Below are 11,735 nucleotides of genomic sequence, written 5' to 3'. Positions count from 1 at the left end.
GCGCCACGAGGTGGAGCAGCAGCACCTGCACGCCCCACCGCCCCGCCCCGGGATGCGCGCAGTTGAACGTCCCGTGGAAATCGCCGCACTCGCTGAACGAAAAACTCGACAGAACGAGGAGTGACCCTGAAGGGCTGAAAAAAGGTGAGCCCGTCCGCCCCCTGGAAACCCCCTACCTGACAGGAAAACCCATGGATTCTGGGACCTGACGGGGAGGCTGAGCCCTGGCACCCTGCCTGCATGGTGTCAGACCCAAGGTGTACGTATCCGCGCAGTGGGAAGTGGCGGGAGGCATCATGGCGAAGCGGACGGCAGGCAAGACGAAGGGTGGCACGGTGCGGCGGCAGGGTCGGCGGGTGATGCCCGCGCTGCGGCGCACGGCGAAGCGGGCGCGGGTGGCGGCCCAGAAGGCCCAGCTCACCGTGGGCGAGGTCATCGCCGCGGCGTTCGACACGGCCGGCGGGGAGATGAGCGGCGTGCTGGAGCTGGTGACGTCGCCGCAGATGGCCCGCGCGCTGGGTCGCCGCATCGTCCTCGTGGGCTGAAGCGGCCGTCCCGGTCCTCCTCGGGCCGTGCTCCTATGAACCAGGGCGCGCGAGGAAGGGCTGTCGCGACACGGCTGTCAGCCTGACTCCACCCGGTGCCGCCTTTTGCGCGGGCGCGGTGGGAGTGCCTTCCCATCCACATCTCTGAACACGTCCCAGGCCCGTCACGGTGCCTCCGGGCGGCTTGCGACAGGGCTTCGAGCCGGTGTCGGTGAGCGCCCCGGGACCTCGCGCCACACGCCTTCCCCTCCGACTTTCGTCCTGGAAATGGACCCGGCGGGGCAGAGTCTGGACTCGCGCGCGAGGGTTCGCTGCGACCCTGCATGGACCGCGTTCGCGGCTTCGCACCCGGGCTCCGGGCTTCGCACCGGGACCGGGACGGACAACGGCCCGCGCCCTCCGCCTGGAAGCGGGGAACGCGGGCCGGGAAGCCCCGGTGGCCGGGGCTTGCGACTTCCGAAGGAACTACCGGGGCTGCCAGCGCGGGCGGTGGTCGTCACCCTCGTTCGTCAGCACCGTGTACACGTCCTTCGGGTGCACGACGGCGGCGCCGACCTTCGCGCCCGTGGCCGGGTTGATGCCCTGCACGGTGAGCTGACCGCCCTGGACGTAGGCCAGGAAGCGAGCGTCCGGAGAGAACGACGGGAGCGTGGCGTTCTCCGCGAAGGACACCGGCGTGCCCTCCGGCGCGCCCGTGGTGGTGTTCACGCGCTGGAGGAAGAGGATGTTGCCCGGGCGCGTCCCGCACAGGGTCGCGGCGGCGTTGCCGCACAGAACGCCCGCGGTGCCGACGAGCTGGTAGTAGGCGCGCACGTACGCCACCCAGCTGCCGTCCGGCGCCCAGTTCGGGTTCGCGATGAAGGAGTCAATCGAGCCGCCGGTGACGGGCTCGGTCGTGGCCGGGGCCAGGGTCTGCGGCGTGCCGCCGCCCGTCACGGGCAGCGAGTACAGCTTGAGGACCTGGGTGACATCCGTGCCGAAGGTCACCGTCTGGTTCTCGGGATTGGCCAGGAACAGCAGCTGCGAGGTGACGCGGTTGTAGTGCGGCTGCTCCGCGGAAGTGGGCGAGCCCGCGAGCGGGGCCGGCGCGGCGCCACCGGTGGAGACGAGGACGCCTGAACTCGCGGCGCTGTACGCGTAGTCCACGCCGTTGGGCCCGAAGTCCGGGAACGTGCCGTTCTGCGTGGCCGTCACGGCCGCGCCGCCCGTCGGGGCGATGGTGGAGATGCCGGACGAGCCGCGCACCCAGGCAATCACGTTGCCGGGCTCCCATTCGACGTAGCGGAAGCGCGGCGTCGTGGCGGCCGTGCCCGTCGTCAGCACGGTGGGCGCACCGGCCACGACCGGCACCGGGCGGAGGGCCAGCTCGGCCGTCCCAGCGGTGACATCCCCCTGCACGAACGCCACCTGCGTGCCATCACGACCGAAGCGCGGATAGGCGCTGCCAGCGTCCTCACCGAGTTCCGTCATCCCCACCGTGTCATAGCGGGCCACGAGCGCGTGCGTCCCACCGTCCGAGCTCGTCCCCGTCACGCCGACGTAGAGCGCCTGGCAGGTGGCGGCCTCGCAGCGGAGTCCTCCCATGCAGTCGGTGGACGCCGTGCACGCGCCACCCTTGGCCACGTTCATGCCCGCGTCGGTGCCGGCGTCCGTGCCCGCGTCGACGCCCGCATCCACCTCGGGACCCGCGTCGGTGCCGGCGTCGGTGCCCGCGTCGACCTCCGTGCCCGCGTCGACCTCCGTGCCCGCATCCTCCTCGGTCGCCGGGGTCACGGTGCGCAGCTCGCACTTGTTGTCCGCGTTGCAGGTGTACGCCTGGCCTGCCGGGGGCGTGCCCTTGTCGCGGCAGTCGAACGGGTCGACGCACTCGTCACCGCAACCGGTCGCCATCATCGCCAGCGCACCGAAAAGCGCGCCCCACATCACTCGCCTGGTCATGATCATGCCTCCAAAGTCAGGGGGGCGTCATAGCTTTCCCCTCGCGGGCGGCGGGATGCGTTGAAAGGGGCGCGCCACAGGCTGTCCGTGATTGAACGCGGTTCAGAACAAGGGTGCTCAATGATCGACACGCACTGCCATCTGGACGCATCCCGCTTCGACCCGGACCGCGAAAGCGTTGTCACGCGCGCCTGGGCGGCGGGGCTGCACGGCATCCTCATCCCCGCCGTGGGCCCGGAGACCTGGGAGCCGCTGCTGGAGCTGCCCCGCCGCGACGCGCGCATCCAGGTGGGGCTGGGCATCCATCCCCAGTTCCTCCCGGACCTGCCCGCGGAGGACGACGGCCTGCACCTGGAGCGCCTGGACGCGCTGCTCTCAAAGGGCGGCGCGGTGGCGGTGGGGGAATGCGGGCTGGACGGTCCGTCCGTCACCGGCGCACCGCTGGAGCGCCAGGTGGCCGTGCTGCGCGGACACCTGGCCCTGGCGCGCAAGCACGGGCTGCCGGTGCTGATGCACTGCCACCGGCTGCACCCCGCGCTCATCGACCTGCTGAAGACGGAAGCCTGGCCGGAGGCCGGCATCCTCATGCACAGCTACAGCGGCGGCGCGGAGCTGGCGCGCTTCTACATCCAGAAGGGCTGCCACTTCTCCTTCGCCGGCCCCGTCACCTGGGCGGAGGCGCGCAAGCCGCTGGACGCCCTGCGCGTGATTCCTCCGGAGCGGCTGGTGGCGGAGACGGACTCGCCAGACCAGGCGCCCACGCCCTTCCGGGGCCAGCGCTCCGAGCCGGGCTACCTGCCCCACATCCTCGCGGGCATGGCCCACGCCCTGGGGGAACCCGTGGACGCGCTCGCCCAGCGGACGACCGAGAACGCCCGGCGCCTCTTCCGGGAAGCTTTCCCTCCCCCTTCGCGGTAGGCGAGCGTCGCGTGATAGAGGAGCCTTCATGAACCCGCAGCCCGTCCCCTCCCCCGCCGCCGAGCCCGAGGTTCCCGCCACCGCTCCGGCCGCGCCGAATGCCGTCGTGGAACCCGCGGAAGCCTCGCTCGCGAAGCCCTTCAAGCTGTCGCGCAGGTTCGACCGGACGGCGCGCCTGCTGGGCGACCACGCGATGGAGCGGCTGGCCAACTCGCACGTGGTGGTGTTCGGCCTGGGCGGCGTGGGCAGCTTCACCGCGGAGGGGCTGGTGCGCAGCGGCGTGGGCCGGCTGACGCTGGTGGACCACGACGATGTCTGCGTCACCAACACCAACCGCCAGCTGCACGCGACGGTGAAGGCGGTGGGCAAGTCCAAGGCGGAGCTGATGGCGCAGCGCTGCCAGGAGATCAACCCGCAGGCGAAGGTGGAAGCGCTGCGCGAGTTCTACCGCGAGGAGCTGGCGGAGACCCTGCTGCCCGCGGGTCGCTACGACTTCGTGGTGGACGCCATCGACAACGTGAAGGCGAAGCTGCACCTGTTGCACCGGTGCGTGACGCTGGGCGTGCCGGTGGTCAGCTCCATGGGCGCGGCGGGCCGGTTGGATCCCACGGCCATCCGCGTGGAGGACCTGTGCGAGACGCACATGGACCCCTTCGCCAAGGACATCCGCAAGCTGCTCAAGCGCAAGTACGGCGTGGAGACGGAGCGCCACACGGGCATCACCGCCGTGTACTCCATCGAGACGCGCCGGCAGCCGGTGCCCCTCAACTACGACGACGCCACGGACGGCTTCCTGTGCGTCTGCCCGCAGGACAACGAGTTCCACACCTGCGACCACCGCACGCAGATTGACGGCAGCGTGGCGTTCGTCACCTCCGCGTTCGGCATGAACGCCGCGGGCGTGGTGGTGCGCAGGCTGGCGGCGACCCGTTAGGGCTCAGGCCACCCGCGCGCGGGCTTCCGCCACCGCCGCCTCGCGGCCACACGGGCGGCGGAAGACGCAGCGGGCACAGGCGTTGAGGTCACCCGTCTGGGGAAAGGCCTCCGCCTCCTTCGGCGTGTTGGCGGCCGGATCCACCAGGAGCGCCCGCATCCCCGCCACGCTCTTCGCGAAGTGCTGGTGGAACGTCGCCATGGCGGAAGGGTCCACCGCCACGTCGTGCTCCAGGCCCTCGTTCAGGTACACCAGCGACGCGCGCACCTTCTCCAGCGGGTAGCGGTAGCGCTGCGAGATGTAGAGCGCGTAGCCCAGCACCTGCTCGTCGTAGCCCTCGCGCGAGCGGCCCGTCTTCCAGTCCACCACCACGACGGAGCCCGCCTCGTCCACGTAGGCGAAGTCCGGGATGGCGAAGACCTTCACGCCCTCGTGGGTGAAGTGCGCGAAGTCGAACCCCGCGTCCACCTCCAGCCACTGCGCGGGCTTGAGCCCCTTCGCGATGCCGGGCCAGCGCGACTGGAAGAACCACGCGAGCGCGGAGCGCACCGTTTCGAAGTTCTGCTTCCACGCCTCGTTGGGGATCTCCTCCGCGTACTCGTGCTCCGCCAGGCCCGTGAAGGGCTTGCGGTACTTCTGCGTCCAGTACGCCTTGGAGCGCGAGTGCCGGAAGTCGTCCTGCATCAGTCGGTGCGCCCGGGCCTCCACCGCCTTCGGATCCACCTCGCGGCCGGCGCGCCAGTCCAGCAGCACGTCCTTGAGGGCCTCGTGCACGATGCTGCCCGCCCACGTGTAGCGGTTGGACAGCTTCTTGAGCACGTACAGCTCGCGCACGTCGCGCGCCGCGTCCGCCTCCCAGCCGCCCCAGGAGCGGTAGTAGTAGAGGTAGTAGGCCCGAAGGCACTCGGAGAACTTCTCGTGGCGGCTCTTGGACCAGGAGAAGTCGTTGTGAAGAGGAGGGCGGGCCATGGACGCGGCGCATCCTATAGACGATCGCCCGTCGCGCCAGAAGGAGGACGAGCGGGGAGACAACCCCCAGGAATGTGGAAAGACACCGGGTGCGCCCGACCGTACGGGTATGGTCAGCGACAGCCACCGCCAAGAATCACATGAGCCCACGCAAGCGCACCGACCCCGGGGCCCTCCCCCCTCCCGTCACCCCTGAACGCCACGCCGCGCTGCACGGTCCGCTGCTCGCCTGGTACGACCGCAACAAGCGCGACCTGCCCTGGCGCCGCACCCGCGACCCGTACGCCATCTGGCTCAGCGAGGTCATGCTCCAGCAGACCCAGGTGGCCACGGTGATCCCGTACTGGGAGCGCTTCCTCGCCCGCTTTCCCACGGTGAAGGCCCTGGCCGCGGCCCCCCTGGATGACGTGCTCTCCGGGTGGAAGGGCCTGGGCTACTACACCCGCGCGCGCAACCTGCACCGCGCCGCGCAGGAGGTGGTGGAGCGCTTCGGCGGGAAGTTCCCCGCGACGGCCGAGGAGCTCATCACCCTGCCCGGCTTCGGTCGCTACACCGCTGGGGCCGTGGCCTCCATCGCCTTTGGCGAACCCGCGCCCATCGTGGATGGCAACGTCGCCCGCGTGCTCTCCCGCCTCTTCGAGGTGGAGGGCCTGCCCGGCGACCGCGACCGCGAGGCCACGCTGTGGGCGCTGGCCACGGCGCTGGTGCAGGGCGAGCGGCCCGGGGACTTCAACCAGGCGCTGATGGAGCACGGCGCCACCACGTGCCGCCCGGAGTCACCGCTGTGCCTGCTGTGCCCCGTGCGCGACGGATGCTTCGCGTACCGCAAGGGCCGCGTGGACGAGCTGCCCCCGGCCAAGGTGCGCGCCGCGCCCCGGAAGCTGTTCCTGGCGCTGGCGGTGTGGCCGCACGCGGGCACCCTCCTCTTCGCGCGGCGCGCGGACAAGGGGCTCTTCGGCGGGCTGTGGGAGCTGCCCGCCGTGGAGGTGGAGGAGGAGACGTCGGAGGCTGACGCCACCCAGCGGCTCTCCACGACGCTCGGCGCGGCGCTCACGCTGGAGGGCACGCTGGACAGCGTGCGCCGGCAGCTCACGCACCGCGACCTCACGCTGCGCCTGCTGCGCGTGTCCGGCGGTCCGCGCCCCACGCACTCCACCGCGTTCCAGGAGCTGCGCTGGTGCACGCCGCAAGAGGCGGAGGCGCTGGGCATGAGCACCGCGATGCAGCGCGCGCTGGATGCGGCGCTGGGCCATGGCGTGATGGCCAGCGAGGCGCCCGTGGCCCCCGCGAAGAAGGCCCCGGGACGCGGCAGGAAGGCGACGGAGCGCTGAGCCTGGCGGGCAGCCTGGGACGCTTCAAGACACTGGACCCGGGTCCCGTTTGGGCGTCCAACCTCCAACAGTACGCACACCCCGCTGTCGCTCCGACAACCCCCGACCCATGGGGTCGCTTCCGCGACGCGGGGGGCCGTCTGAAGCTGCGGGACGCCATTCCCCCAGGAGGAGTTTCCATGGCCCGTCAGAACTCGCAGAAGTCGCCCCAGAGCCCGGCCCCGAAGTCCACGTCGGAGCGGCCCCAGGCCCCGCAAGCCCAGCCGGCTCCGCAGGCCGCGAGCAACAGCGCGACCGCGACCCGGAGCCCTCCTGCGCCGACGAACGAGCAGATCGCCCGCCGGGCCTACGAAATCTACCAGGCCCGCGGCGGCACCCACGGCAGCTCCGAGCAGGACTGGTTCCAGGCCGAGCGCGAGCTGAAGCTCGGCCGTCAGTAGTTCGCTGCGGCTTCAGTGCGCGGGAGGCAGGCCCTGCTGGGACGGGCGCTCGAACTCGAGCGCCCGCTTCAGCCGGCGCTGCGCCTGCTTCAGCTCCTCGAGGATGCGCTCGGCGTCCATCACGGAGCGCATCGCGAGCCCGCACGCGGGCGTCAGCAGCACCGTGGACACCGCCTGCGCGAAGCCGATGCCCTGCGGAAGGGCCGCCTTCAACGACGCCTCCACCGAGTCCGACAGCTCCTCCACCGAGTACGTGGACGCGAGGTCCGTGGGGATGACGCCCAGGCTGAGCGTCGCGCCGGAGGCGAGGAAACGCTCCAGCGCCTCGCGCTCCTCCAGCATCGCGTCCAGCGACAGCCGCACGTCCAGCGACAGCAGGTCCGCCTGCGCGTCCAGCAGCACGCCCCAGTCGGTGTTGCCACAGCAGTGGATGCCCACGAGCGCGCCCTCGCGCTGCAGCGCCACCACCAGGAGGCGCAGCTCCTGCTGCGCCAGCAGGTGCTGCGGGTTCATCCGCACGTAGGCGTAGAGGCCCGGCTCGTCCAGGTAGAACAGGGGCGTCGTGCCCGTGCGCTTGAGCGCGCGCACCATGGCCAGCGCGCGCACCATCACCAACCGGTACAGCGCCGCGTCCAGCCCCGGCACCGCCAGCACCGGCTCATCCGTCGCGGTGCGCACCACCGAGCGGACCGTGAAGGGCCCCGCCAGCTGCGCCTTCGCGAACGCGAGCTTGCGGTGCTCCACCTCCCACAAGAAGGGCTTCCACGCCCGGCACGCGTCGGCCGTGGGCTCGAAGGCCTCCAGGTTCCCGGACGCCAGGGCGGCATCCAGCTTCGCCTCGAAGGCCGCGCGGCCCGCCGTCCACCCGTCCACGTCCACGACGCAGACGCCGTCCTCGTCGAACTTCAGGCCCGGCAGGCCCTCCAGCGCGGCGGGGATCATCAGCTCCGCGGGGTGGCCCACCGGCATCTGCGGCAGGAACGGGATGTCCATGGCGAGCGCGGCCTGCAGGCCCAGCTCCACCTGGGTGTGCGGCAGGCTGCCAATACCCGTGGTGGCACACGCGGGCAGGAGCTGGACGGCGCGACGGATGGTGGGCGAAGGCATGGCCGGCAATCTAACCCTTCCGCGAAGACAGGGCCCGGGCTTCGGGCCCCCGACGCATCAGGTCACGGAGAAATACGTGGCGTTCGGGTGGTGGAAGACGATGGCGGACACGCTCGCCTCGGGCTCCATCATGCAGCCGTCGGTGAGCTGCACGCCGATGTCCTCCGGCTTGAGCGCGGCGAACAGCTTCGTCTGGTCCTCCAGCCGGGGGCACGCCGGGTAGCCGAACGAGTAGCGCTTGCCGGTGTACTCCGCGCGGAAGCGCTCCAGCATCGACATGTCCGGCCGGTCCGGGAAGCCCCACATGCTGCGCAGCTGCGTGTGCAAGAGCTCCGCGTAGCCCTCGGCCGTCTCCAGCGCCAGCGCCTGCACCGCGTGCATCTTGAGGAACTCGCCCTTCGCCTTGAAGTCATCCGCCAGCTCGCGGATGCCGGTGCCCGCCGTGGTGACGAACATCGCCACCGCGTCCACGGGTTTGCCACCCTCCAGCGGCTTCACGTAGTCCGCCAGGCACAGGCCGTTCTCCTTGTCCTGGCGGGGGAAGTCGAAGGACGTGACGGGCTCGCCCGTCGTCCCGTCGAAGAGGAGCACGCGGTCGCCGTCGCTCGCGGCCTTGTAGAACTGGAACACCGAGCGCGCGTGCATCACGCCGTCGCGCAGCAGCGCCTTCAGCTCCTCCACCGACTCCTTCAGCGCCAGCGCCTTGCGGCCCTCCTCCGTCTTCGCGAGCTCCGCCTCCGCGGGCGTCCCCAGCGCGCGCGACGACGTGCGCAGGCCCAGGTGCCGGCCGTACAGCATCACCGGGTTGATGAACTTCCAGATGTGGTCCAACGGCGTGTTCGTCAGCACGTGCCGCGCGAAGTCCGGCGCGGGCGGCACCGTGGCCACCACCGGCACCTCCGTGCTGCGCGCGCGGCGCACGGGGGCGGCGGGCGCGGGGCGCTCCTTCACCTCCTGCGCGAGCTTGAGGCGGCGCGCGGCCAGGTCCTCGCGCAGCTTCGTGTGGGCGCCGGGTTCGACAATCTGCTTCGCCAGCTCCAGGCCGTTCATCGCGTCCTGCGCGTAGGCCACCGTGCCGCCGCCGTAGGCCGGGGCGATGTTGCGGTCCACGAAGTTGCGGCTGAGCGCGGCGCCGCCCACCAGGATGGGCGTCTCCACGCCCGCGCGGCGCAGGTCCTCCGCGGTGGCCACCATCTGGTGCGCGCTCTTCACCAGCAGGCCCGACAGCCCGAGGATGTCTGGCTGGTGCTCCTTCACCGCCTTCACCAGCTGCTCGGGCGGGACCTTGATGCCCAGGTTCACCACCTGGAAGCCGTTGTTGGCGAGGATGATCTCCACCAGGTTCTTGCCGATGTCGTGCACGTCCCCCTTCACCGTGGCGAGGACGATCTTCCCGCGCGACGCCGCCTGGGTCTTGCTCATGTGCGGCTCCAGGTGGCTCACCGCGGCCTTCATCGACTCCGCGCTCTGGAGCACCTCCGCGACGATGAGCTCGTTGGCGCCGAAGAGCCGGCCCACCTCGTCCATGCCCTTCATCAGCGGCCCGTTGATGATCTCCAGGGGCGGCATCTTCTGCATCGCGAGGTCCAGGTCCGCGAAGAGGCCGTCGCGCGTGCCCTCGATGATGTAGCGCTGCAGCCGCTCTTCCAGCGGAAGGCTGCTCACCTGCGCGCGCGCCGGCTTGCGCTCGCGGAAGTGCGCCGCGAAGGGCGTCACCGGATCCACGCCCCGGTTGTAGATGAGGTCCTCCGACAGCTTGCGCTCCTCCTCCGGCAGGGACGGGTAGCGCTCCAGCTTCTCCGAGTTGACGAGCGCCATGTCCAGGCCCGCCTGCACGCAGTGGTACAGGAACACGGAGTTGAGCACCTCACGGCCCGCGGTGGGCAGGCCGAAGGACACGTTGCTGATGCCCAGCACCGTGCGGCACTGCGGGAAGCGCTGTTTGATCAGCCGCACGCCCTCAATCGTCTGCACGCCGCTGCCGGTGTACTGCGCGTCGCCGGAGGCGCACGGGAACACGAGCGGGTCGAAGTACAGGTCCTCCGCGCGCATGCCGTACTTCTTCGTGAGCAACTCGAAGCTGCGCTCGGCCACCTCCAGCTTGCGCTGGGCGGTGACGGCCATGCCGATTTCGTCGATGCAGCCCACCACCAGCGCCGCGCCGTACGCGCGCGCCAGCGGGACGACCTTCTCGAAGCGCTCCTCGCCATCCTCCAGGTTGACGGAGTTGATGATGGCCTTGCCCTGACAGTACGTGAGCGCCATGGCGATGACCTTCTCGTCCGTCGAGTCGATCATCAGCGGCACGCGCACCTTCTTGACGACCACGTCCAGGAAGTGGCGCATGTCGTCCAGCTCGTCCCGGTCCGGGTTCGCCAGGCAGATGTCGATGACCTGCGCGGCGCGGCGCACCTGGGCGCGGGCAATCTCCGACGCGTCGTCGAACTGGCCCGCGACGATGAGTTCCTTGAACTTCTTGCTCCCGATGACGTTCGTGCGCTCGCCCACGATGATGGGGCGCTGCTCGTCCGTCACCTCCAGGTAGTCCACGCCGGACAGCGACGAGCGCGGCTTGGGCACCTCCGTGCGCGGCTTCAGCCCCTTCACCATCGCGGCCAGGGACTCGATGTGGCCCGCGTGCGTGCCACAACAGCCGCCCACCACGTTGAGCCAGCCGTTGTCACAGAAGCGCTTGAGCGACCGGGCAATCATCTCCGGCGACTCCAGGTACTGGCCGTTCTCGTCCGGCAGGCCCGCGTTGGGCACGCACGACACCGGGAAGGAACTCATCGCGGACAGCGTGCGGATGTGGTCCGTCATGAAGTCCGGGCCGGTGGCGCAGTTGAGCCCCAGGTAGAGCAACTCCGTGTGCTCCAGCGACGTGGCCAGACTCTCCACGGACTGGCCCGCGAGCATCGTGCCCATGGGTTCGATGGTGCCCGACACCGCCACGGGGAGGGCCCAGCCCAGCTTGTGGAACGCCCGGTCGATGCCGATGAGCGCCGCCTTCACGTTGCGCGTGTCCTGCGCCGTCTCCACCAGCAGGTAGTCCGAACCGCCCAGCGCGAGCCCCTCCGCCTGCACGGCGAAGTTGTCCACCAGCTCCTCGAAGGTGATGCCGCCCGTGACGCTGATGGCCTTGGTGGTGGGGCCAATGGAGCCCGCTACCCAGCGCATCCGGCCGTCCTTCGCCTCCGCGGCCTTCGCCGCGTTGAGCGCCAGGCGCGACGCGGCGATGTTGATCTCCATCGCCTTGTGCCCGAGGTCGAACTCCGCCAGCACCACCGGCGTGCCGCCGAAGCTGTCCGTCTCCGTCACGTCCGCGCCCGCGGCGAAGTACTTCGCGTGGATGCCCTCGATGACGTCCGGGCGCGTGAGGACCAGGTTCTCGTTGCAGCCCTCGTATTCCGGGCCGCCGAAGTCCGCCGCCACCAGGGTGTGGTTCTGCAGCAGCGTGCCCATGGCGCCGTCCAGCACCAGGATGCGCTCGCGCATCGCGGCCTTCAGGGCCTCCACGCGCAGGCCGTGCTCCCCGGGGGGCAGCGGCAGGGGG

The 11,735-nt window shown here is 70.7% G+C and carries 9 protein-coding genes; 5 read left to right on the top strand and 4 right to left on the bottom strand.

Annotation, left to right across the window (positions count from 1 at the left end; genetic code table 11):
* Positions 1-296 precede the first annotated feature (296 nt).
* The gene (locus D7X12_RS33365; protein WP_120629262.1) at positions 297-545 is read left to right on the top strand and encodes a hypothetical protein; all 249 of its coding nucleotides are present in this window, start codon (positions 297-299) and stop codon (positions 543-545) included.
* Positions 546-1,010: 465 nt separating this feature from the next.
* Here D7X12_RS33365 and D7X12_RS33360 read toward each other — a convergent pair whose 3' ends face one another.
* Entirely contained in the window at positions 1,011-2,483 is a 1,473-nt protein-coding gene (locus D7X12_RS33360; RefSeq protein WP_120629265.1) for a TolB-like translocation protein, read from the bottom strand.
* Positions 2,484-2,603: 120 nt separating this feature from the next.
* Between D7X12_RS33360 and D7X12_RS33355 the strand changes: the two genes are divergently transcribed.
* Together D7X12_RS33355 and D7X12_RS33350 are read left to right on the top strand one after the other, a co-directional pair.
* Positions 2,604-3,401 carry a TatD family hydrolase gene (locus tag D7X12_RS33355; RefSeq protein WP_120629261.1) on the top strand — a complete coding sequence of 266 codons (798 nt, stop codon included), beginning with the start codon at positions 2,604-2,606 and terminating at the stop codon, positions 3,399-3,401.
* Positions 3,402-3,429: 28 nt separating this feature from the next.
* Positions 3,430-4,335, top strand: coding sequence for a tRNA threonylcarbamoyladenosine dehydratase (locus D7X12_RS33350; protein WP_120629260.1), 906 nt, complete (start codon positions 3,430-3,432; stop codon positions 4,333-4,335).
* A gap of 3 nt (positions 4,336-4,338) precedes the next feature.
* Here the strand turns inward: D7X12_RS33350 and D7X12_RS33345 are convergent, their stop codons facing one another.
* On the bottom strand, positions 4,339-5,304 hold the full coding sequence (locus tag D7X12_RS33345; RefSeq protein WP_120629259.1) for a PD-(D/E)XK nuclease family protein: 966 nt from the start codon (positions 5,302-5,304) through the stop codon (positions 4,339-4,341).
* A 140-nt stretch (positions 5,305-5,444) separates the two neighbouring features.
* On the opposite strand from D7X12_RS33345, the gene mutY reads away from it, so the two are divergent.
* Positions 5,445-6,635: an A/G-specific adenine glycosylase gene (mutY, locus tag D7X12_RS33340; RefSeq protein WP_244224935.1), complete on the top strand. Its 1,191-nt coding sequence runs from the start codon at positions 5,445-5,447 to the stop codon at positions 6,633-6,635.
* A 179-nt stretch (positions 6,636-6,814) separates the two neighbouring features.
* Positions 6,815-7,075, top strand: a complete 261-nt coding sequence (locus D7X12_RS33335; protein WP_120629258.1) for a DUF2934 domain-containing protein — start codon at positions 6,815-6,817, stop codon at positions 7,073-7,075.
* A gap of 12 nt (positions 7,076-7,087) precedes the next feature.
* Here the strand turns inward: D7X12_RS33335 and D7X12_RS33330 are convergent, their stop codons facing one another.
* Both D7X12_RS33330 and metH read right to left on the bottom strand, forming a co-directional pair.
* Positions 7,088-8,182, bottom strand: coding sequence for a uroporphyrinogen decarboxylase/cobalamine-independent methonine synthase family protein (locus tag D7X12_RS33330; protein WP_120629257.1), 1,095 nt, complete (start codon positions 8,180-8,182; stop codon positions 7,088-7,090).
* A 57-nt stretch (positions 8,183-8,239) separates the two neighbouring features.
* Positions 8,240-11,731: a methionine synthase gene (metH, locus tag D7X12_RS33325; RefSeq protein WP_244224936.1), complete on the bottom strand. Its 3,492-nt coding sequence runs from the start codon at positions 11,729-11,731 to the stop codon at positions 8,240-8,242.
* Positions 11,732-11,735 lie beyond the last annotated feature (4 nt).

The organism is Corallococcus sicarius, from assembly GCF_003611735.1.
In the GTDB taxonomy this organism is placed as follows: Bacteria; Myxococcota; Myxococcia; order Myxococcales; family Myxococcaceae; genus Corallococcus; species Corallococcus sicarius.
Note: the sequence above shows the minus strand (reverse complement) of the source record. Positions and strands in the feature narration are given on the sequence as shown.

What these genes read in the sequence shown, in the direction of transcription:
- mutY (WP_244224935.1), top strand. Translation starts at nt 5,445, where the DNA reads ATGAGCCCACGCAAGCGCACCGACCCCGGGGCCCTCCCCCCTCCCGTC.
- D7X12_RS33335 (WP_120629258.1), top strand. Translation starts at nt 6,815, where the DNA reads ATGGCCCGTCAGAACTCGCAGAAGTCGCCCCAGAGCCCGGCCCCGAAG.
- D7X12_RS33350 (WP_120629260.1), top strand. Translation starts at nt 3,430, where the DNA reads ATGAACCCGCAGCCCGTCCCCTCCCCCGCCGCCGAGCCCGAGGTTCCC.
- D7X12_RS33365 (WP_120629262.1), top strand. Translation starts at nt 297, where the DNA reads ATGGCGAAGCGGACGGCAGGCAAGACGAAGGGTGGCACGGTGCGGCGG.
- D7X12_RS33330 (WP_120629257.1), bottom strand. Translation starts at nt 8,182, where the DNA reads ATGCCTTCGCCCACCATCCGTCGCGCCGTCCAGCTCCTGCCCGCGTGT.
- D7X12_RS33345 (WP_120629259.1), bottom strand. Translation starts at nt 5,304, where the DNA reads ATGGCCCGCCCTCCTCTTCACAACGACTTCTCCTGGTCCAAGAGCCGC.
- D7X12_RS33355 (WP_120629261.1), top strand. Translation starts at nt 2,604, where the DNA reads ATGATCGACACGCACTGCCATCTGGACGCATCCCGCTTCGACCCGGAC.
- D7X12_RS33360 (WP_120629265.1), bottom strand. Translation starts at nt 2,483, where the DNA reads ATGACCAGGCGAGTGATGTGGGGCGCGCTTTTCGGTGCGCTGGCGATG.